Consider the following 19,893-nt stretch of genomic DNA (forward strand, 5'->3'; position numbering starts at 1 on the left):
CCGCGGCACTAGGTTCCCGGGGCTCAGATCTCCAGGAGGACGGTGAAGGGGCCGTCGTTCGTCAGGGACACCCGCATCTGCGCCCCGAACCGACCCGTCGCGACGGTGGCACCCAGCGCCCGCAGCTGCGCCACGACCTCCTCGACGAGGGGCTCGGCGACGGGCCCCGGGGCGGCGGCGTTCCAGGTGGGCCGCCGTCCTTTGCGCGCATCCCCGTACAGGGTGAACTGGCTGATCACCAGCAGCGGGGCGTCGATGTCGCTGCACGACTTCTCCTCGTGCAGCATCCGCACCGACCACAGCTTGCGGGCGAGCTGCGCCGCCTTCTCCGCGGTGTCCTCGTGCGTCACCCCCACCAGCACGCACAGCCCCTCGCCGACGATCTCCCCGACCGTCTCCCCGTCCACGACCACACTCGCGCCGTCCACCCTCTGCACCACAGCTCGCATGCGGACCATCATGCCGGGTGCCCCGCACGGACTCGCGAAGGGCCCATTTTTGATCCTTTAGGCCCTGTCTGGGGCCGTTCGGGGGGACTCGGTCACCTCGCGGCGACTTGGGGTGGCACGATGCTTTCCACCACACGCCGGTCGAGGGGACGGTAGAGGGACATGAGCACACCGAGTACCGGGCGGCTGGAGGCACACCGGCCGCCCGTCCAGCGCGGCGAGAGCCCCGGGCCGCCCGCGGATCCACCGGGGCGCGAGCTGGCCCGGCTCAGCCTGCCCGAGCTGCGCACCCTGCGCCAGGGCGCCCAACGCGACGAGGCGGACCTGAGCTACGTACGGCGACTGCTCCAGGGCCGGATCGACATCCTGCGCGCGGAGCTGGCCCGCCGCTCCCCGTCGGGCGCCGCGTCGGTCGTCGAACGCCTTCCGGAGATCCTCACCGACGCCCCGGCCCGCCACCGCTCCTCGGCGCGCCACGTCACCCTGGGCACCCCGCACAGCGAGGAGTACGGCCGCCTCGCCGCCGACATGCTCGCCGACGTCGAACTCTCCGACCTCGACGCCCGCACCGACCCGGAACTCCATGCGGCGATGGCCCGTCTGATCGGCTACGAACAGCAGGTCTCCCGCCGCCGCCAGCATCTCCAGCGCACGGCCGACGACTGCGGAGCGGAGATCACCCGCCGCTACCGGGAGGGCGAGGCCCAGGTGGACGACCTGCTGGTGTGACCTCCCACCCCCGCCGGCGGGCGGAGCCCCCTGGCGGGGGTGGGGGGCGAAAACCTGGCGACACCCGCCACCGCCCTGCCTACCGTGGCCCCATGGACGTCCGCCCCGTCACCGACCACGAACTCCCCGCCTGGATGCGCGCCCTGAACACGGGCTTCCTGCGCCCCCCGGCCGTCACCGAACAGTCCGTCGCCGCCCGCCGGGCCACCCTCGGCGACTCCCGTCTGACCGGCGCCTTCGACGCCGACACCTGCGTGGCCACCTTCCGCTCCTTCCCGCAGGAACTCACCACCCCGGGCGGCACCCCCGTCCCCGCCGACGCCATCTCCAACGTCGCCGTCCTGCCCACCCACCGCCGCCAGGGCCTCCTCACCCGGCTGATGGCCGACGACCTCACGGCCGCGAAGGACCGCGGCGACGTCGTGGCGACCCTCATCGCCGCCGAGTACCGCATCTACGGCCGGCACGGCTTCGGCCCCGCCACCACCATGACCGAGTGGACGATCGACATACCGAGGGCCGGCTTCGACCCCCGTCACCCGGTCCCGCTGGCCGGCGGCCGCATCGACCTGGTCGACGGCGCGGAGGTCCGCAAGCTCGGCCCCGTCCTGCACGAGCGACTGCGCCGCACCCAGCCGGGCGCCGTCAGCCGCCACGAGCACTGGTGGGACATGAACACCGGTGTGATCCACCTGCACGGCGAGGCGAGCTGGACCGAGCCGTTCTACGCGGTGTACCGCTCGGCGGACGGCGAGGTCGAGGGGCTGGTCTCGTACCAGGCGGACGACCACTGGACCGACGCCAAGCAGCCGCGGAACACGGCCTCGGTGAACTGGCTGCTCTCGGTGACCCCGGCCGCCGCCCGTGCCCTGTGGCACTACCTGTGCTCCATCGACTGGATCACCCGGGTGAAGTCGGGCTGGCGCTCCCCGGACGACCTGCTTCCCCTCCTGCTGCCCGACCCGCGGGCGGCGAGCATCACCACCCAGGCGGACTGGCTGTGGGTGCGGCTCCTGGACGTCGCGGCGGCCCTGGAGGCGCGGACGTACGACACGGCGGGCGCCCTGGTCCTGGAGGTGGTCGACGGGGCCGGCCTGGCCGGGGGCCGCTTCCTGCTGGACGCGACCCCCGACGGTGCCTCCTGTACGCCGACGACCCGCGACGCCGATCTCACCCTGGACGTGGCCGAGCTGGCGTCCCTGTGGCTCGGCGACGAGTCGGCGGTACGGCTCGCGGAGCTGGGCCGGCTCCGGGAAGAACGAGCGGGCGCCGCCCGGGGGGCCGACGCCCTGCTGCGTACGCCCGGGCGACCGTGGTGCCCGGACCTGTTCTGACGCTCCTTTCGACGTCCGACGACGGGGAAGGTGTTGGTGCATCCGTAGCTGTTCAGTTGTGGCTGTGCGCGATGTTCGGTTGTGGCTGTGCGGCGATCTGCAGTTGTGGCTGTGCTCAGGTGTCGGCTTCTCGGGCTCCCGGCTCCCCTCCGGAAGGGAGTCCGACCGGCCAACCGTCCGGAAGTTTGACCATGTTGTTGAAGTTGGCAGCCAACTTCACTGTACTTATGTCCGCTTGGAAGCGTCCTATAACCATCTCTCTTTGAACTGCCACAAGATGGCGGGAAGTTGTACTGTTCCCCCGTGGAGCCGGAACATGCCCCCGTCAACGGACGGGGGAGAGCGGGGCGGCCCCAGCCCTCGCACCGTGAGGTGGCCGACGAGCTGCGTACCCGGATCAGGACCGGAGTGCTGCGGCCGGGCGAACGCATGCCCACGCAGGCCAGGTTGGCGGACGAGTTCGGGGTGGAGCGGGGGGCCGTACGCCAGGCGCTGCGCATTCTCCAGTCGGAGCACCTGCTCACCAACGTCTCCAAGGGAAGCCCGGCCACGGTCGCCCCGCCGCCGGGCGCGGCCGGCCCGCCGATGGGTCCGCAGGCGACCCCGCAGCCGTCCATGGTGGGCCTCCCCCCGCGGATGACCGAGGCCTTCGCGGCCCGGCATGTCCAGGTGGACGCCCTCTGCCTCACGGCGGTCTCACTGACGGCGGCGATCGGCGAGCCGCTGCGCCGGATCCATGCCGGACAGCTGAAACCGGCCAAGATCGACGTCCGGGTCCTGCTGCCCTCCCGGAACATCGACCTGGCCTTCCCCGCGGCGGTGGACACCTCGGCCACCGGGCGGCTCCAGCGTCACTGGCTGGCCCACCGCAACGCGCAGGGCCAGGTGCTGCGGCACAACCTGCTGAGCCTGCGCTCCACGCACGGCATCGACGTCAGCGTCACCTTCCGCGCGCTGCCGTTCACCCCGCCCGTGAAGCTGTATCTGCTCAACGGCACGGACGCGCTGTTCGCGTACTACACCGTGCGGCTGCGCGAGGAGACGATCGACCAGGAGAGCCTGGAGATGTACGACGCCGAGGGCACGCGGTCGGTGCTGTTCGCCTTCGAACAGGGGGCCGGGCCGCGCGACTCGGCGTTCGTGGAACAGTCCCAGCTGTGGTTCGACGCACTCTGGGAGACGATCAGCTCGGAGCTGCTGCTCACGAGCTGACGGCGGGTCCGGTGGCCACGAGGGCGAGGACCACGGCGCCGACCGAGCTGAGGGCCGGGCTCCTGACCTTGATGCCGATACTGAGCAGCAGCAGTCCGACGGCGCCGGTGGTGCCGTACTTCCACTGGATGGTCTGCTCGACGCCGACGACGATGGCGGCACAGACGAGGGTGAGGACAGGCATGGTGTTCCCCCCTTCCGACAAACCTTTGCCAACTCGATCGAGTTGGCAACCAACTATGATTATGTTGTCCCCACTTGGTACCAACCCCTAAACAACTTTCAAGCAACTCCCCATAGATGGATCTAAGTTGTAGCGTTTGGTCGTGACCCTGGAGAACGTGGCGGAGAACGTGGCGGAGAACGTGGCAGTGAACGGCAGCAGAAGGTCGCCCCAGGAGATCGCCGACGTCCTGCGGCAGCGCATCCGTGCCGGTGACCTCAAGGCCGGCGACCGCCTGCCCACCCAGGCCGAGCTCGCCGACGAGTTCGGGGTGGAGCGCGGCGCCGTACGCCAGGCCCTGCGGGAACTCCAGCTCGACGGACTCCTCACCAACGTCAGCAAGGGCAGCCCGCCGCGCATCGCCGAACCGCCCGCGCCCGGTCACGACGAGCCCCAGCCCACCATGGTCGGCCTCGCCCCCCGCCTCACCGAGGCGTTCTCCGCCCCGCACGTCCGCATCGACGCGGCCTGCCTCACGGCCGAGAGCCTGATCCCCGCCCTGGGCGAGCCCCTGCGCCTCATCCACGCGGGCGTGATCCACCCCCAGAAGATCGACGTCCGGATCCTCCTGCCCTCCCGCCGTATCAATCTCGCCTTTCCCGTGCCCGTCGAGGGCCGCGGCGACGACGACCCGGTGCACCAGCGCTGGCTGGCCATGCGCAACGCCCAGGGCCACGTCCTGCGCCACAACCTCCAGACCCTGCGCTCCCACGGCATCGACGTCGACATCACCTTCCGCGCGCTGCCGTTCACCCCGCCCGTGAAGCTGTACCTGCTCAACGGCACGGAGGCGCTGATGGCGTACTACATGGTCGAGCGGCGGGCGGAGAACACCGACACCGGGCCGCTCGACATGTACGACGTCCTCGGCACCGAGTCGCTCCTGTTCTCCTTCGAGTCCTCGGCCGGTCCGCGCGACGGCGCGTTCGTGGAGGAATCCCAGAAGTGGTTCAACGCCCTCTGGGAAACCATCACGACGGACCTGACACTCTCCTAGTGACTTCTGATACGACGCAGACTGAACAGGTGGCAGCCGACACCGACAACACCCAGGGAAACGGAACCGCGGATCTGCGGGAGCTGATCGCGCGTACGAGGGTCGTCCTGTGGGACTTCGACGGCCCCATCTGCCGGCTCTTCGCCGGCCATTCGGCGGAGGACGTGGCCGACGGACTGGTGGAGTGGCTCGAGGGGCGGGGCCTGCACCATCTGCTGACGGAGTCCGAGCGGGAGTCGCTGGACCCGCACGTCGTCCTGCGCGCCGTGGACCGCCTGCGGCCCGGCAGCGACCTGGTCGCGGAGCTGGAGGAACGTCTCACCCAGGAGGAACTGCGGGCCGCCTCCTCGGCGATGCCCACGGCCTGGGCGGACCCCCTGATACGCACCTGGACCGCCCTGGGCCTCCGCCTGGCCATCACCACCAACAACTCCCCCCGCGTGGTCGCCAAGTACCTCACCGGCCGGGGCCTCGCCTCCTGCTTCACCCCGCACGTCTACGGCCGCACACAGGAACTCCAGCTGCTCAAGCCCCACCCCCACTGCCTCCACCGCGCCCTGCGCGCGACGGGCTCCGCCCCCGACACCGCCCTGATGATCGGCGACACCCCCTCCGACTTCCTGGCCGCCCGTGAGGCCGGCGTCCCCTTCCTGGGCTACGCGCGTAACGAACGCAAGGAGAAGCTGCTGCGGGACGCGGGGGCGACATCGGTGGTGAACTCGCTGGAGACGGTGCTGCGGGTGGTCAGGGAACGGCCCTGAGCATCAACACCACCAGCACACAGACCGCCACGACGGTGAGCTTCTCGGCCCTGGCCTTCCAGCCGGTCATCACGGTGAGTATCAGCATCACCCCGAGGGCGCCCAGTTTCGCCTGCACCGCCAGGCCCGCACAGTAGGCGAGCAGTTCCAGGACCGCTGATAAAAGGAGCATGGCCTTCCACCTACCTGCCAGTATCGGTGAAGCTTTCAAGTCTCGGTCCAATTGGACTGCTTGACTTGTCGAGGTGGGTCTCCCCTGGCCGATTGATCCTTAATCGGGCGGCCCTGTCCGAGACTTGACCGACGGTGGTTTGGTACTGGACGGATGGCGGTACGGTCGCCGTGTGGACGCGCAGCAGAGCGGTGACGTCGGCGGCCGGGAGTTCCAGCGGGTCGCCGACGACCTGCGCGCCCGCATGGCGAACGGCACGTATCCGCTGCGCTCCTTCCTGCCGTCCCAGCGGGACCTCGCCGAGGAGTACGGGGTCTCCCGCGACACCATCCAGCGGGTGCTGCGGGAGCTGGCCAACGAGGGCTGGATCGAGTCCCGCCAGGGCAGCGGGTCCCGCGTGGTCAAGATGCAGCGGATCCAGTCCTCCACGCCCAGGGCCACCCGGCAGAGCCATGGGGCCACCCTGGGACCCCTGCTCAGCGAGGCCTTCGAACAGCCTGAAGTCACCCTGGACGTCTACACGTTGACCTCGGAGTCCCTGGACGCGCACATCCGGCTCCAGGCCGAGCGGATCCACGGCGGTTCCATAGCGCCGCAGCACATCGGCCTGCGGATGATCCTGCCGTCCGAGGAACTCAACCTGCCCTATCCGAGGGTCAAGGACGACAAGGACGACGACCGTCTGAAGAACCGTCTGCACGAGATCGCGGACCGTCATACAGCCTCGCTGCGCGGCGTGCTGAAAGACCTCAGGACCGAGAAGCTCGTGCCGTCCGTGGACGTCCAGATCCGCCATGTGGCCCTGACGCCGACGTTCAAGCTCTACGTCTTCAACGGCACGGAGGTGCTGCACGGGCCGTACGAGGTGATCCAGCGGCAGATCGAGCTGGATTCCGGTGAGGAGGTCACCGCTCTCGATGTTCTCGGCCTCGGCGCCACCCTCACCCATCAGGTGAAGGACGGCGACCCGGACTCACCGGGCTCGGTGTTCGTCGACACCTGGCAGTCCTGGTTCGACTCGGTCTGGAATCATCTCGCCGAATAGCTCAGCGGGTGCGCTAGTATCCCCGGCATCTTGAGCGAGTAATCCTCTCCTGTTGTACGTATTCCTCCCTGTGCTCACCCCACCGGCCACCCCGGTAGTGCGGCGCACCGCACGGCACTCGACGATTGCCGTACCCATCCCCGCGCAACTCACCGGAGCGGCCAGTGGTCGACCAGTTTGTTCCCCCTCTGCACCTTGGGGAACGAGCCGCCGAGGACCAGGTCCTGCGCGCCTTTGTCCGGGCCGCGGAATCGACACAGGAGTCCACGAGCGGGCACCACAACCGCAACTATGTTCTCCCGCTGACCGAGGATGTGGCCCGACTGGTCGGCCGCGAGGCCGGCACTTCTGTGACCGTGCGCATCAGGCGCTCCGAAGCACTGCCCGTAGTGATCAGGACCTGGGCGGACGAGGCGGCGATTCTCGGCGCCGTACGCGGAGTCCTGCCCCACGCGCCCGAATGCCTGGCCAAGGTCGACGGACACTCCGTCCACAGCTTCGTGGAAGGTGTTCCGCTTTCCACCATCTGCGGAAACGGTAAGCCCGTCGACACCCTGCTCATCAAGGCGCTGGCCCGTCTGCTGGCCCAGATGACTCAGGTGCGCCGGACGGCCCTGCCGCCCCTGCCGGATCGCTGGCCGGCGAACCACAGCGACAGCCGAGGTTTTCTGAGGACTCTGGCCCACCTGGCCGACGAGCAGGTCCGCAAGCCCAACTGGACGGAGTTCGGGGGCCTGTTCAAGGCACTGGGCATCGCCGACGACGCCCTGCTGCGGTTTGCCGAGCGGGTTCCCCCGATGGCCAGGCGGCCGTACAGCCTGCTCCACGCGGACCTGCACCGGGACAACCTGATCTTCTCGTACGACGGTTCCCCGCCGCTCATCTGCGTCGACTGGGAACTCGCGACCTACGGCGACCCCCTGCACGACCTCGCCACCCACCTGGTCCGTATGCAGTACCCGGGCGACCAGTGGCCCGAGGTGATCGAAGCCTGGGCCGAGGCCATGGGGGAGTTCCGGCCCAGCGCGGTCACCGGCATGGCCAGGGATCTGCGTCATTACGTCGACTTCGAGCGGGCGCAGTCGGTCTACCCGGACGTGATGCGTGCCGCGCGCTCGCTGAAGGAGTCGTTCACCCAGAAGAGCCTGGACGAGGCGACGGTGGAGGTGCACCGGGCGCTGAGGGCGGCGGAGGAGCCGCTCGGGCTCAGGAACGTGCCGAGCCCGGACGAGATCGAGCGTGCCCTCTTCCGCTGGCTGGCCTCGCGCGGCGACATCGGGGGGCATGCCTGGCTCGCCCAGGCATACGACTGGGAGCCGGACCCGCGCATGCCCGAGCATCCCGACTTTCCGCGGTCCTCCGTACACGAAGCCCTGCTGGCGGAGGGAGCCGCCCCGGCCAACCGGGTGTTCAAGGGGACGGCCCACCTCAACTCGGTCGTCCGGGTGCCGGGCATGTCCGAACCGGTGGTGGTGCGCCGCAGACTGCGCAACGTCTCGCGCAGGGAACCGAGTTATCTGAGCGAGCACACCGTCCTGCATGCGATCGAGACGTCGGCCGTCCGGGTGGCGGCGCCGAGAGTCCTCGCCCTCGGCAAAAGCCATCCGAACGACCTCTTCGCCGTGCACACCTACGTCGGCACGGAAACGGGAGCACCGCCCGACCATCCGGTGAACGGCCTGCTCCCGCATGAGGCGGACGCCCTGGTCGACCAGTTGTGCGAGCTCACCCGTGTGGACCACACGATGGTCGCCCCGGTCACCGTGGAGATCGACTTCTACGAGTGGCTCAAGGAGCAGCTCGTGGGTCTGGTACGGAACCTGCCCAAGGAGTCGCTTCAACTCGCCCGCACGCTCGGGCTGCCCGATGACTGGAGGCTCCGGGAGATCCTTTCCCGGCACACGGTGAGCCGCCGGACGCACGTCCTGCTGCACGGCGACCTCAACCCGTGGAACCTGGTCCGCAGGGACGACGAGCTGGCCCTCACCATCATCGACTGGGAGATGGCCCTCGTCGGGGACCCCTTGTACGACCTGGTGCGGCACATGCACCTCACCCCGACCCGGCCGGAGATCCGGGCCCGCATGTTCCGGCGCTGGGAGAAGCAGTTGCCGAAGCACTACACGAAGAACTGGAGCCGCGACAGTCACGTCTACCGCTGGATCGAGCTCGTCCGCTCCGCCTACATCGACCTCGACCGCCTCGTCACCGGGTCCAGCCTCGACGCCCCCAACGTCCGTCGCGCTGTGAATTCCTACGCGGCCACTCTCACGGCCGCCACCGCCTCCCTCGGTCTCCCCATCCCGGCCACGGCGAACCCGTATCTTGCCCGAGCTCTGGCCTAGGGAGACCATGTCTCCCACTGAACTCCGTTCTGTCCAGGGACATATGACGCTCCATGGGGGCGTGCGGCGCGAGGGGGACGGCCATGTCCGCGCGGGGGAGCCGAACGACAGGTGAGGTCGGCGTGGGGCAGGTGCTCCGGCGCTATCAGGACCGCTTCGAGCCGGTGGTGACCAGGGTCCTGCTGATCGGGATCTTCGTCACCGGACTCACCGCGCAGTTCGTCAGACCGGTCGGCGACGCCCTGGAGGGCAAGGCGTATCTGGGCGGTGCCCTGCTCAGCCTGGTCGGCTACGTCCTCTACGACGCGGTCAAGGACCTCTCCACGACCCTGCGCCTGCCCACGCGCGGCCAGGTGAAGTCACGGGAGCTGGGCGTCTTCGTCAGTGAGGCCTTCCGGGCGCGGACGGTCGACATACGGTTCCTCGGCTACACCGGCGAGACCCTCTACAACGAGCTGTACCACCGCCTCGAAGGTCTCATCGAGGACCCCGGCCCCACCCGCCACGTCACCATCCAGGTGCTGATCCCCGACTTCGGGCAGCCGATGACGGTCCCCTCGCGGGTCGGTGACACCGGAGCCCCGCTGGACGACCCGGACTTCCGCAAGCGTCTGGAAGGCAAGTGCCAGGAGTACGACGAGACGCTCTCGACGCTCGCGGAGCGCCTCACCGCCGTCGGCAGGGTCAGCGCCCACTGCGAATACCGCGTCTACCCCGGCATCCCGAGGGACAAGATCTGCATCTTCAACCGCGAGCTGGTGCTCCACGGCCTCTACGACGTCATGGCCCGCACCGTGCTGCGCGGCGCCGCCCCCGAGTACTACGACCCCAAGGGCTACCGCACCGACCTCAATGTGTGGTCCCTGGAGGGCGCCGAGGACTCCAAGGCGCTCATCGCCACCTGGAACCGGCATCTCGACAACCTCTGGAGCCTGGCCGCGGCCCCGCCCTGGCGAGGTTCCACGCCCTGAAGCCGCCGTAGGCTCCCCCCATGAGCGACCCCGGGCTGCGTGAGCGGAAGAAGCAGCGGATGTATCAGGCCGTGTCGGACATCGCCGTGCGGATGTTCCTGGAGCGGGGCTTCGACGCGGTGTCCGTCGCCGAGGTCGCCGCGGCGGCCGAGATCTCCAAGCCGACGCTCTTCCGGTACTTCCCGGCCAAGGAGGACCTCGTCCTGCACCGGATCGCCGACCATGAGCGGGAGGCCGCGCGGGTGGTGGAGGGCGGACGGGCCGAGGGGGTCGCGCCGCTCGCCGCCCTGCGCCGGCACTTCCTCGACGGGATCGCCGCGGGCGACCCGATCACCGGGCTCAACGACCACCCCGCCGTCCGCGCCTTCTACGACCTCCTCTACGGCACCCCGTCCCTGGTCGCCCGGCTCCACGCCCACCTGGAGCGTTCCGAGGCCGCCCTCGCCGAGGCCCTCGGCGGTGGCCTCGGGGCCAGGCTGGCCGCCGGGCAGATCATCGCCGTACGGCGGATCCTCGCCGAGGAGAACTGGCGGCGGATCTCGGCGGGGGAGCCGGTGGAGGACGTACGGGAGGACGCGGTCGGGGCGGCCGAACGGGCGTTCGCGACGCTGGAGGCGGGACTGCCGTATCTCGCGACCCCTGACATTACTCGGTAAAATATTTAACTCAGTTACGGTATTCGCTATCCTCGGCGCATGACGTCTGCCGAGCCTGCCGAGCCTGCCGTAAAGGGACCCGACCACGACCTCGACACCGCCCTCCGCCATGAACGCGCCCACCACGACACCTGCCGCGCCGCCCTCGCCGCCATGGTCGACGGCGCCGACCTCCAGGTCGTCGTCGGCGAGGACGTCTCCGCGTCCGGCGCCGACGCCGAAGTCCTCGGCCACGGGCTGCGCAGCCGCGCCAAGGCCCTGCGCGAACTCCCCGAGGGCCCGCTGTTCTTCGGCCGCCTCGACCTCGCACAAGGAGGCGGGCACCACATCGGCCGACTGCGGATCAGCGAGCACCCCGCCGCCCCGCCCCTGGTCGTCGACTGGCGCGCCCCCGTCTCCCGCGCCTTCTACCAGGCCGGCGCCCGCGATCCACAGGGCGTGACCGTCCGGCGGCGGTTCGGCTGGGCGCCCGGAAGCCGCGGCGACTCCGCCGACCTGACCGGCCTGGAGGACGAGCACCTGAGGGGCGGTGAGCCGGCGGCGGGCCCCGGAGGTCTCCTCCTCCGGGAGCTCGAACGGCCCCGCGTCGGGCCCATGCGGGACATCGCCGCCACCATCCAGCCCGAGCAGGACGACCTCGTACGCGGCGGACTCGCCGACTCGGTCTGTGTGCAGGGCGCCCCCGGCACCGGCAAGACCGCCGTCGGCCTGCACCGGGCCGCCTACCTCCTCTACACCCACCCGCAGCGCATCAGGCGCGGCGGTCTGCTGATCCTCGGGCCCAACCGCACCTTCCTCTCCTACATCGCCGAGGTGCTGCCCTCCCTCGGCGAGACCGGCGTACGGCAGTCCACCCTCGAGGACGAGATCGCCCGGCACCCGGTCACCGGGGCCGACACCGACCGGACCGCCGCCCTCAAGCACGACCCCCGGATGGCCGAGGTGCTGCGCCGGGCGGTGTACGGCCGGGTGACGGCCGGTCACGCCGAGGACCTCGCCGTACCGGACGGGTCGTACCGCTGGCGGATCGCGGGCCACCGGCTCACCGGCATCGTGAGCGCGGTGCTCGCCGAGGAGCCGCCGTACGAGGTCGGACGGGAACGGGTCCGCAGCCGGATCGTGCGCCTGATCCTGACCCAGGCGGAGCGGCGCGGCGGGCCGCCCCCGGCCGCCTGGCTCCGGCGGATCGAACGGGCGCGGGCGGTGAGCGCCTGCGTGGAGTCGCTGTGGCCCAGGCTGCGGCCGGAGGAGGTGCTGGCCGGGCTGCTGAGCGACCAGGAGGCGCTGGCCGGGGCGGCCGACGGGCTGCTGGAGCGCGCCGAGCAGGCGGCCCTGCTCTGGGCCCGGCCGCCGCGCTCACCTAAGTCCGCGCGCTGGTCGGCCGCCGACCTCGTCCTCCTCGACGAGATCGCCGGGCTCCTCGAACACCCCCAGGGCTACGGCCATGTCGTCGTCGACGAGGCCCAGGACCTCTCCCCGATGGAGTGCCGGGCCATCGCCCGCCGGGTCCCCTTCGGCTCCCTCACCGTCCTCGGCGACCTCGCCCAGGGCACCACCCCGTGGGCGGCGCGCTCCTGGCGGGTCCAGCTGACCCACCTGGGCAAGCCCGACGCGACCATCGTCCCGCTCACCACCGGCTTCCGTGTCCCCGGTGCGGTCCTCGACCTGGCCAACCGGCTCCTGGCCCGCCTCGACACGGACGTACCCCCGGCCCGTTCGCTGCGCCACGACGGCGCGCTGCGCGTCCGCCGGGCCCCGGACGGCGGCCTCGCGGCCACGGTCGTCGCCGCCGTACGCGACGCCCTCGCCCACGAGGGCTCGATCGGCGTCATCACCCCGGACACCGAGACCACCCGCGTCCGGGAGGCCCTCACCGCAGCCGGCCTCGCCCCGACGACCGGCCGGGTGACGGTCATCGGCGCCACCCTCGTCAAGGGCCTCGAGTACGACCATGTCGTCGCCGTCGAACCGACCACGATCGCCGAGTCCGAGCAGCGCGGCCTCAACCGGCTGTACGTGGTCCTGACCCGCGCGGTGTCCCGGCTGGACGTGGTGCACGAGCGGCGGGAGTTGCCGTGGGGCGGGGAGGAGAGCGCCGAGGGCTGATCGGGGCTCATTCTGGAGGGATGACACCCCTGCTCTTCCTCGACGTCGACGGCACACTGATTCCGTTCGGGGGACCGGATCCCTACCGGGAGTACGGGACCTCGTCCCACCCTCTGCTGCCCCGCCTGGACCCGGCCCTGGGACCCCGGCTGCTCGCGCTGGGCTGTGCACCGGTCTGGGCGACGACCTGGCTGGACGACGCGAACGAACTCCTCTCGCCCTGGCTGGGGTTGCCCCCGCTGCCGGTGGTCGAGTGGCCGGAGGGCGGGGAGGCGCCGGCGGTGCGGCGCGGCCCCGGGCTGCACTGGAAGACACGGGCGCTGGTCGACCGCGCCGCGGGGCGGCCGTTCATCTGGCTCGACGACGAGATCACCGGCGTCGACCGTGCCTGGGTGAGGGCTCGCCATCCGGGTCCGGCGCTCCTGCACCGGGTCGACCACCGGTACGGGCTCGGGGAGGGGGACCTCGCGGCCGTGGAGGCGTGGGTCGCGTCGATCACCGGGGTGGCGGGGGTGTAGGGGGTGGGAGCGGGTGACCGGGGCGGGCTGTGGGCGTGGAGTCCTGCGGCCAGGTTCTCAGGGCCGCCCGGGTTGCGTCGTAACCCCGTTCGACCAGGGCCGGGACGCCCGACGGGGACCAGGGGGAGTGGCCCGTGGTGTCGATGGTGATGGAGAGGTCGGGGAGCCGGCCCTGGGCGGGGTGGGTCGGCCGGGATTCGAACCAGCGGCGCCAGCGGGTGGTGCCGCGGCCGAAACCGACGGCGATGACACGGTCGGCGCCGAGCCGGTGCGCGGCCCACACCGGCAGCGGTGAGACCACGGCCCCGTCCACGCACAGTGCCCCGCCCTCCTCCAGCCGGACCGGAGGGAACAGCCCGGGGACGGCGCTGCTCGCGCACAGCGCGGCCGTGAAGGAGCCCGAGGTCACCAACCGGGGGGTGGTGGAGCCGAGTTCGGTGACCACCGCGCCGAAACGGATCGGCAGGTTCTCTATCAGCAGGTCGCCGACCAGGTCCTCGATGTTCCGGGCCAGCGGCGAGGTGTCCAGCAGTCCGAGGCGCGGGCTGATCGCGGCGGTTCCGAAGTCCGCCCACTGGGCGCGCAGCAGGCGTCGGGTGAGGCGTTCGCTGTCCACCCCGGCCGCCCAGGCCCCGCCGATCAGCGCCCCCGCGCTCGCCCCGGCGACCGCCGTCACCTCGATCCCCGCCTCCTCCACGGCCCGCAGCACCCCCGCGTGCGCGGCCCCGAGGGCCGCCCCGCTGGACAGGACCAACCCCACGGACAGGGGAGGGGAAGCGGACGTCGACGAGGTCACCTGGGCATGCTCCTTCCGGCGTGCCGCCCGCACGGCCGGGCGGACCGAATGAGGCTGAGCATGACATCCGAGCGCTCGGCCTATGCCTGCGGCCCGTCGACGAAGTCACCGTCCTTGTCATAGGGCCAGGCATTGGCGACGCATCCGTGCAGGCCCTTGATCTGCTGCATCATCACGGGGGCCAGTTGTCCGGGACCCGCGCAGGTCATGTGCGTGTAGTCCAGGAAGTGGCCCATCTCGTGGTTGACGATCAACGCCCGGTAGTCATGGATCGGACCGTCGAACGTGGGCGAGCCCTCCACCCAGCGCTTGAGGTTCACCACCACCCCGTCGGGAATCTCGCAGTTGTACTCGCCGTGCGTGTCCTGGTGAATGCCCGCCCAGCACAGGGCGTCCGCCGTCCCCGGGGTCGCGATCTTCACCTTGAGGTCATAGGGCTCCCCCGCGCTCACCAACTGGAACGAGGAAACCCCGTTCCGGGTCCAGCCCCGGGGAGCGCCGAGGATGTCGGCGATCTCTCCCGCCGCCTGGGCCGGCGAGATGTCGAGCCCGGTCTCGACCTGCACCACGTAGCGGAGCAGCCGTGTCCCCCGACCGACCTTCGCGCCACTGGCCCGCGCGGTGACGAACGTGCCGGAGCCCGTCGCGGGAACGTCGATCTTGGTGGAGGTCGGGGTGGGGGTGGTCGGCGTCGGGGTCGGGGTCGGCGTCGGGGTCGGGGTCGGGGTGGGCGTGGGGGTGGTGCGCACCGTGCTGCGCGGGCGCGGCGCCGCGCTCGTCGTGTCGCTTCGTCCGCCGTCCAGGAAGAACGCCGCGGAGCCCAGCAGACCGACCGTCACCAGCGCGGCGACCAGGTAGGTCCGGCCCCGGCGGCGCGGACCGCCCCGGCGGTGGGAGGACCGGTGGCGGCCGCCGCTGCCGGTGGGCGGTGCGGATTCCCGCTCTCGTACCGAATGCATGGCAGCTCAAGCTGGTCATTTCACATGATGATCACGAGCTCAAACTGTCACGAGACGGTAACGAACGCAGGGCCATGCCTGAGGCGGCCATCAGCCGGGCCGGCGTGCCGAGCAACCGGCCGGGCCGGTTCCGTAACGAGATTACGGAAATGATGAAACTGTGAGGACGACGAGAGCGGAGGCCGGGGAACGCAACCGCCGCGCCTTGCTGGACATGGCCCCGCACGACCCCGACCCCGGCGCCCGGCTCGCCCCGTCCGTCCGGTCGCAGGAGAACCATCTGACCGCGCTGTTCACCGGAAGGTCCCACAACGGGAGTGTCGTGACATCGCATCAGGCGCAGCGGCCGACCACCGCACTCAGGGCACTGTGCGTCGGCCTCGGCCAAGGCGTCACCCACGGCCTCGCCCACGGTGCGGATGCTTCGTGATCGGGGGTCGTGTGGAAGTCGCCGAGCGCGAGCTGACCGAACCCTGGGAGGGCGTGCTGGTCGTTCCCGCCCGCGGCAGTGACATCGGTGTCCTGGTCCTGGGGGGATCCAGCGGGCGTGTCGAACGGGAGAGGGCGCGCATTCTTGCCCAGCAGGGCATGACGGCCGTGTCGATCCGCTGGTTCGGCGGTCCGGGGCAACCCCCGGGGATCTGCGAGATCCCCCTGGAGACCTTCACCGCCGCCGTCCACCTCCTCCGGCTGAACGGGGCACGGCGCATCGGCATCGTGGGCACCTCCAAGGGGGCTGAGGCGGCTCTGCTCACGGCGGTGCACGATCCGCGCGTGGACGTCGTCATCGCGATGTCGCCCACCTCTTGGGTCTGGTGCAACGTCGGACCAGGCCGGGACGGAGCACGACACCCCTATCGATCGTCCTGGACATGGCGAGAACAGCCGCTGCCCTTCGTGCCGCTGGACGATTCCTGGACTTCTGCAGGGCCGGACGGCGGGCCGGTCGCCATCCGTGGGTGGTACGAACTCAGCGAGCGGACGTTCGCCGATCTGCTCCCTCCGGCGGAGATCCCCGTGGCCGACGCGCGGGCCGATCTGCTGCTCGTCGCAGGCGGCGACGATGCGATGTGGCCGTCTCTTCCCTTCGCCGAACGACTGGCACAACGCCGGCGCTCAGCCGGGGCCGCGGTGCGTCTGATCACCCGCCACGATGCAGGCCACCGCCCGCGCTTTCCCGGCGAGAGCCCGGCGCCGGCATCCCCACGCTTCCAGTACGGAGGCACGCCCGAAGCCGACGCGCATCTGGGGACGGTTGCCTGGCCCCAGATCCTCGACGCACTCCGGAGCCGCGACTGACCCTCCCTGAGGTTGCCGGCGAGGCGCAGCGCCACAGTGCGTCTGTCCGCTTGCCGACCTGCGCGTTTTTGAACCGGTGTCAGAGCTTTCGCCAGTTGGCCCGCCGTCACTTGCCTGGCGGCGGCGAGACGGTGCAGTCGTAGGGGTCGTAGGGGACTTCCCAGAGCCCGCCCCGCTCAGGCGAGGCAAGGGGCTTTCGGTGAGCCTCGTAAGGTGTAGGCATGTGGACCCAGCACACCCAGGCTCTGTGATCACGAGGTATTGAGGGCGATGCCGTAGGGCGTCGCCCTCCTTGGCGTGCCTGCCACGTGATCCATCCTCCTTGCGCCGCCCGCACCGAGGCGGCGTGATACCGGGCCTCGTCTTCTCACGACGGCGGCCTCTGAGAGCGCGTACAGGCACGGTCCCTTCCCTTCACCGTTGCCAGGAGTGCCTTGTGCCCGCGTTGCTTCCCCCTGCCCTCGAACCGTTCCTCGACTCGCTGCGCTGCCCGGTGTGCCGCACCGGTCTCCGATCCGACCGTGGCTCACTGCGCTGCCCGTCGGGCCACACCTTCGACATCGCCCGTCAGGGCTACGTCAGCCTCCTGACGGGCGCCCGCACCACCAGCGGTGACGACGCAGCCATGGTTCGGGCCCGAAACCAGTTCTTGTCCACCGGCAGGTACGCCCCTGTTCGCCGGACCCTGACCCGTATGACAGCCGACGTCCTGCCTGGTCAAGGCAGGGTCGTGGACATCGGATGCGGCACCGGCTACTACCTGGCCGGCGTACTCGATCAACTGCCCGGCGCCCGCGGCCTGGGGCTGGACGCGTCCGTACGCGCCCTGCGCTCGGCGGCCCGAGCCCATCCGCGAGCCGCTGCGGCGAGCTGGGATGTCTTCCGCCCCTTCCCCCTGGCCGACCGGACGGTCGACGTGATGCTGGACGTGTTCGCCCCGCGCAACCCGGCCGAGTTCCACCGAGTCCTCCGTCCGACCGGCCGGTTGATCGTGGTGCGCCCCGTCGAGCGGCACCTGGCTGAGCTACGGGGCCAGGTCCCCGCGATGGTCGCGATCGACCCGGACAAGGAACAGCGCCTGCACCAGGCGTTGGACCCCTACTTCGAGGCCGCCCGCACCCAGCACGTCGCCTACACCGCGCCCCTGACCAGGCAAGAAGCCATCGACCTGGTGGGGATGACACCGAGCGCACGACACCTGACCCATGCGGACCTGAGCGCTCACGGCCCCCTGCCTGACCAGGTCACCGTCTCCGTGCTGGCCACCTCGTACCAGCCTCGGTGACCACGAGCGGACGGGCCTGCTGACCGACGAACCAGTGGGCGCGCCCGGCGCCTCACCCTTCCCGGCAGCTCGGGGAAGGGTGAGGCGTTCGTCCCGCCGGCCGTTGTGGTCTCTCCAAGCCAGGTGACGAGGGCCAGATCCTCCCCCGGGCAGGTGGCCCGGCTGGGGCAGTTCGCTGCGCAGGTCGTCCGGGACCCGTTCACCTCACACTGCAGACTCGGCGGGACGTCGCAGATATACCGGGAACGGACAACCGAAGACCCGGACCGCCTCGACTGCGCAGTGGCGCGACACACTATTGCAAGCAGGTGCTTGCAATAGTTAGCGCCGGTGGTGCACAGTGGAGACATGGCATCGCTCAACGTCGGCAATCTCGGTGACTACCTGCGCGAGCAGCGGCGCAACGCCAAGCTCTCGCTCCGGCAGCTCGCCGACGCCGCCGGGGTGTCCAATCCCTATCTGAGCCAGATCGAGCGCGGGCTGCGCAAGCCGAGCGCGGAGGTGCTCCAACAGGTCGCCAAGGCCCTGCGGATCTCCGCCGAGACGCTGTACGTGCGCGCCGGCATCCTCGACGCGGAGCGGGACCGGGACGAGGTCGAGACCCGCGCGGTCATCCTCGCCGATCCCACCCTGACGGAGGCACAGAAGCAGGCACTGCTGCAGATCTACGAGTCCTTCCGCAAGGAGAACGGATTCGAGAGCGGCCAGGAGAGCCGGCCCGGGGACGAGGGCGACGCCGATCCGCAGCAGACGGCCAGTTGACCGGACCAGGGGACCGGCCGCCGACTGCGGACCCGTACGACCCTCAGCCGAAGACGACGAATGTGAATCCGGGAGGACCTACCACCATGGCCATCACCGACGACCTGCGCAAGACCTTCAGTGACCCGACCCCGCTCTACTTCGCCGCGGGCACCGCCGACCTGGCGCTCCAGCAGGCGAAGAAGGTGCCGGCCCTGGTGGAGCAGCTGCGCGCCGAAGCCCCGGCCCGTATCGAGGCCGTGCGCAGCACCGACCCCAAGGCCGTTCAGGAGAAGGCCGCCGCCCGCGCCAAGGAGGCCGGGGTCAAGGCCAAGGAGGCGCAGGAGACCTTCCAGACGAAGGTCAACGAGTTCATCTCCACCCTCGACGGCGACATCAAGAAGCTCGGCACCACGCTCGGCACCACGCTCGACGCCGACCTGAAGAAGCTCGGCGAGTCCGCCCAGGACCTCGCGCTGCGCGGTGTCGGCGTCGCCGCCGAGTACGCGGTCAAGGCCCGCGAGACCTACGAGAAGGTCGCCGAGCACGGCGAGCAGGCCGTGAAGACCTGGCGTGGCGAGGCCGCGGAGGAGATCGAGGAGCTGGCGATCGCGGTCGAGGGCAAGGACGAGCCCGCCACCGCGTCCGCCGCCGAGCCGAAGCCCGCCCCGGCCGCCGAGGCCAAGGCCGAGCCGGCCCCGGCGCCCGCGAAGAAGACGGTCGCCAAGAAGGCCCCGGCCGCCCGGAAGGCCACCGCGAAGAAGACGACGCCGCCCGCCAAGTGAGACACACCGCCGGCAACGACGCCGACACGGACATACGGTCACGGGCCGGGCACGGAAACGGTGCCCGGCCCGTTGTACGGGTAACGAGAGCGCGGTTGCGGGTACGGTGACCGCGTAAGGACGAACCGGGTCGTGCCGAGTCGGGTGGTGGACGTAGTGCTGATGCAGGGGTTCGCAGGGTTCATGTCGCTGCTGAGCCTGGCCCTGATCGTGTTCAGCGGCTTCGCTCTGATCGATGCGGCCGTCCGCCGCGAGGACGGCTACCGCGCCGCCGACAAGCAGACCAAGCCCTTCTGGATGATCATCCTCGGGATCGCCTTCGTGGTGAACCTGATCTTCCCGATCCTGTCGTTCCTGCCGGTCATCGGCCTGGTCGCGACGATCGTCTACATGGTCGACGTCCGCCCCGCCCTCCGAGCCCTCCCCGGCGGCGGCCGCAGCCACCGAGGCGGCGGCTCCAGCAGCGACGGCCCGTACGGCCCCTACAACGGCGGACGATAAGGGCACGCC

At 70.6% G+C, this 19,893-nt stretch carries 22 protein-coding genes; 17 read left to right on the plus strand and 5 right to left on the minus strand.

Features of this window, described 5'->3' with window-relative positions; all coding sequences use genetic code 11:
- Positions 1–23 precede the first annotated feature (23 nt).
- Positions 24–449: a D-aminoacyl-tRNA deacylase gene (dtd, locus tag AQJ64_RS26195; protein ID WP_055634066.1), complete on the minus strand. Its 426-nt coding sequence runs from the start codon at positions 447–449 to the stop codon at positions 24–26.
- A 162-nt stretch (positions 450–611) separates the two neighbouring features.
- Here dtd and AQJ64_RS26200 point away from each other — a divergent pair, with 162 nt between their 5' ends.
- The 3 genes from AQJ64_RS26200 to AQJ64_RS26210 all read left to right on the plus strand — a co-directional run bounded on the left by AQJ64_RS26200 (position 612) and on the right by AQJ64_RS26210 (position 3,724).
- Positions 612–1,178: an RsiG family protein gene (locus AQJ64_RS26200; protein WP_055634067.1), complete on the plus strand. Its 567-nt coding sequence runs from the start codon at positions 612–614 to the stop codon at positions 1,176–1,178.
- Between the two features lie 92 nt (positions 1,179–1,270).
- Positions 1,271–2,512: a GNAT family N-acetyltransferase gene (locus AQJ64_RS26205; RefSeq protein ID WP_055634068.1), complete on the plus strand. Its 1,242-nt coding sequence runs from the start codon at positions 1,271–1,273 to the stop codon at positions 2,510–2,512.
- Positions 2,513–2,815: 303 nt separating this feature from the next.
- A complete protein-coding gene (locus AQJ64_RS26210; RefSeq protein ID WP_055634069.1) occupies positions 2,816–3,724 on the plus strand; it encodes a winged helix-turn-helix domain-containing protein in 909 nt (302 codons plus the stop codon).
- Here the strand turns inward: AQJ64_RS26210 and AQJ64_RS26215 are convergent.
- Positions 3,714–3,908 carry a hypothetical protein gene (locus AQJ64_RS26215; protein ID WP_055634070.1) on the minus strand — a complete coding sequence of 65 codons (195 nt, stop codon included), beginning with the start codon at positions 3,906–3,908 and terminating at the stop codon, positions 3,714–3,716. The genes AQJ64_RS26210 and AQJ64_RS26215 overlap by 11 nt on opposite strands.
- Before the next feature lie 142 nt (positions 3,909–4,050).
- Between AQJ64_RS26215 and AQJ64_RS26220 the strand changes: the two genes are divergently transcribed.
- Positions 4,051–4,944 carry a winged helix-turn-helix domain-containing protein gene (locus tag AQJ64_RS26220; RefSeq protein WP_240512617.1) on the plus strand — a complete coding sequence of 298 codons (894 nt, stop codon included), beginning with the start codon at positions 4,051–4,053 and terminating at the stop codon, positions 4,942–4,944.
- Positions 4,893–5,705 (plus strand): HAD family hydrolase, encoded by an 813-nt coding sequence (locus AQJ64_RS26225; RefSeq protein WP_079061945.1) that lies wholly within the window; start codon positions 4,893–4,895, stop codon positions 5,703–5,705. Before AQJ64_RS26220 ends, AQJ64_RS26225 begins: the two co-directional genes overlap by 52 nt.
- Here the strand turns inward: AQJ64_RS26225 and AQJ64_RS26230 are convergent.
- Positions 5,689–5,877 (minus strand): hypothetical protein, encoded by a 189-nt coding sequence (locus AQJ64_RS26230; protein WP_055634071.1) that lies wholly within the window; start codon positions 5,875–5,877, stop codon positions 5,689–5,691. The two genes, AQJ64_RS26225 and AQJ64_RS26230, sit on opposite strands and share 17 nt — an antisense overlap.
- Positions 5,878–6,049: 172 nt before the next feature.
- Between AQJ64_RS26230 and AQJ64_RS26235 the strand changes: the two genes are divergently transcribed.
- The 6 genes from AQJ64_RS26235 to AQJ64_RS26260 all read left to right on the plus strand — a co-directional run bounded on the left by AQJ64_RS26235 (position 6,050) and on the right by AQJ64_RS26260 (position 13,518).
- Entirely contained in the window at positions 6,050–6,922 is an 873-nt protein-coding gene (locus AQJ64_RS26235) for a winged helix-turn-helix domain-containing protein (protein WP_055634072.1), read from the plus strand.
- Between the two features lie 224 nt (positions 6,923–7,146).
- A complete protein-coding gene (locus AQJ64_RS26240) occupies positions 7,147–9,267 on the plus strand; it encodes an aminoglycoside phosphotransferase family protein (RefSeq protein WP_055634083.1) in 2,121 nt (706 codons plus the stop codon).
- A 122-nt stretch (positions 9,268–9,389) separates the two neighbouring features.
- On the plus strand, positions 9,390–10,238 hold the full coding sequence (locus tag AQJ64_RS26245; RefSeq protein WP_240512619.1) for a hypothetical protein: 849 nt from the start codon (positions 9,390–9,392) through the stop codon (positions 10,236–10,238).
- Positions 10,239–10,258: 20 nt separating this feature from the next.
- On the plus strand, positions 10,259–10,894 hold the full coding sequence (locus AQJ64_RS26250; RefSeq protein ID WP_055634074.1) for a TetR/AcrR family transcriptional regulator: 636 nt from the start codon (positions 10,259–10,261) through the stop codon (positions 10,892–10,894).
- A 39-nt stretch (positions 10,895–10,933) separates the two neighbouring features.
- Positions 10,934–13,000, plus strand: coding sequence for a HelD family protein (locus AQJ64_RS26255; protein ID WP_055634075.1), 2,067 nt, complete (start codon positions 10,934–10,936; stop codon positions 12,998–13,000).
- A 20-nt stretch (positions 13,001–13,020) separates the two neighbouring features.
- Positions 13,021–13,518: an HAD domain-containing protein gene (locus AQJ64_RS26260; protein ID WP_055634076.1), complete on the plus strand. Its 498-nt coding sequence runs from the start codon at positions 13,021–13,023 to the stop codon at positions 13,516–13,518.
- Here the strand turns inward: AQJ64_RS26260 and AQJ64_RS26265 are convergent.
- The gene (locus tag AQJ64_RS26265; protein WP_055634077.1) at positions 13,496–14,314 is read right to left on the minus strand and encodes a patatin-like phospholipase family protein; all 819 of its coding nucleotides are present in this window, start codon (positions 14,312–14,314) and stop codon (positions 13,496–13,498) included. The two genes, AQJ64_RS26260 and AQJ64_RS26265, sit on opposite strands and share 23 nt — an antisense overlap.
- A gap of 80 nt (positions 14,315–14,394) precedes the next feature.
- The gene (locus tag AQJ64_RS26270) at positions 14,395–15,273 is read right to left on the minus strand and encodes a DUF3152 domain-containing protein (protein WP_063808091.1); all 879 of its coding nucleotides are present in this window, start codon (positions 15,271–15,273) and stop codon (positions 14,395–14,397) included.
- A 160-nt stretch (positions 15,274–15,433) separates the two neighbouring features.
- On the opposite strand from AQJ64_RS26270, the gene AQJ64_RS26275 reads away from it, so the two are divergent.
- The 6 genes from AQJ64_RS26275 (at position 15,434) to AQJ64_RS26300 (ending at position 19,884) form a co-directional block, all read left to right on the plus strand.
- Positions 15,434–15,703, plus strand: a complete 270-nt coding sequence (locus tag AQJ64_RS26275) for a hypothetical protein (RefSeq protein WP_055638320.1) — start codon at positions 15,434–15,436, stop codon at positions 15,701–15,703.
- Between the two features lie 11 nt (positions 15,704–15,714).
- A complete protein-coding gene (locus AQJ64_RS26280) occupies positions 15,715–16,572 on the plus strand; it encodes an acyl-CoA thioester hydrolase/BAAT C-terminal domain-containing protein (RefSeq protein ID WP_055638321.1) in 858 nt (285 codons plus the stop codon).
- Positions 16,573–17,008: 436 nt separating this feature from the next.
- The gene (locus AQJ64_RS26285) at positions 17,009–17,857 is read left to right on the plus strand and encodes a putative RNA methyltransferase (protein ID WP_055638319.1); all 849 of its coding nucleotides are present in this window, start codon (positions 17,009–17,011) and stop codon (positions 17,855–17,857) included.
- 348 nt (positions 17,858–18,205) lie between these two features.
- Complete coding sequence (locus AQJ64_RS26290) at positions 18,206–18,619, plus strand: helix-turn-helix domain-containing protein (RefSeq protein WP_055638318.1); 414 nt, start codon at positions 18,206–18,208, stop codon at positions 18,617–18,619.
- 86 nt (positions 18,620–18,705) lie between these two features.
- Complete coding sequence (locus AQJ64_RS26295) at positions 18,706–19,383, plus strand: hypothetical protein (protein ID WP_055638317.1); 678 nt, start codon at positions 18,706–18,708, stop codon at positions 19,381–19,383.
- 162 nt (positions 19,384–19,545) lie between these two features.
- Positions 19,546–19,884 carry a DUF2516 family protein gene (locus tag AQJ64_RS26300; protein WP_079061970.1) on the plus strand — a complete coding sequence of 113 codons (339 nt, stop codon included), beginning with the start codon at positions 19,546–19,548 and terminating at the stop codon, positions 19,882–19,884.
- The last annotated feature ends 9 nt before the right edge of the window (positions 19,885–19,893 follow it).

Source organism: Streptomyces griseoruber, from assembly GCF_001514205.1.
GTDB lineage: Bacteria > Actinomycetota > Actinomycetes > Streptomycetales > Streptomycetaceae > Streptomyces > Streptomyces griseoruber.

Bases quoted from the DNA above. Each gene is read 5' to 3' on its own strand.
- AQJ64_RS26255 (WP_055634075.1), top strand. From the start codon at position 10,934: ATGACGTCTGCCGAGCCTGCCGAGCCTGCCGTAAAGGGACCCGACCAC.
- AQJ64_RS26200 (WP_055634067.1), top strand. From the start codon at position 612: ATGAGCACACCGAGTACCGGGCGGCTGGAGGCACACCGGCCGCCCGTC.
- AQJ64_RS26250 (WP_055634074.1), top strand. From the start codon at position 10,259: ATGAGCGACCCCGGGCTGCGTGAGCGGAAGAAGCAGCGGATGTATCAG.
- AQJ64_RS26290 (WP_055638318.1), top strand. From the start codon at position 18,206: ATGGCATCGCTCAACGTCGGCAATCTCGGTGACTACCTGCGCGAGCAG.
- AQJ64_RS26295 (WP_055638317.1), top strand. From the start codon at position 18,706: ATGGCCATCACCGACGACCTGCGCAAGACCTTCAGTGACCCGACCCCG.
- AQJ64_RS26300 (WP_079061970.1), top strand. From the start codon at position 19,546: ATGCAGGGGTTCGCAGGGTTCATGTCGCTGCTGAGCCTGGCCCTGATC.
- AQJ64_RS26205 (WP_055634068.1), top strand. From the start codon at position 1,271: ATGGACGTCCGCCCCGTCACCGACCACGAACTCCCCGCCTGGATGCGC.
- AQJ64_RS26270 (WP_063808091.1), bottom strand. From the start codon at position 15,273: ATGCATTCGGTACGAGAGCGGGAATCCGCACCGCCCACCGGCAGCGGC.
- AQJ64_RS26230 (WP_055634071.1), bottom strand. From the start codon at position 5,877: ATGCTCCTTTTATCAGCGGTCCTGGAACTGCTCGCCTACTGTGCGGGC.
- dtd (WP_055634066.1), bottom strand. From the start codon at position 449: ATGCGAGCTGTGGTGCAGAGGGTGGACGGCGCGAGTGTGGTCGTGGAC.
- AQJ64_RS26260 (WP_055634076.1), top strand. From the start codon at position 13,021: ATGACACCCCTGCTCTTCCTCGACGTCGACGGCACACTGATTCCGTTC.
- AQJ64_RS26215 (WP_055634070.1), bottom strand. From the start codon at position 3,908: ATGCCTGTCCTCACCCTCGTCTGTGCCGCCATCGTCGTCGGCGTCGAG.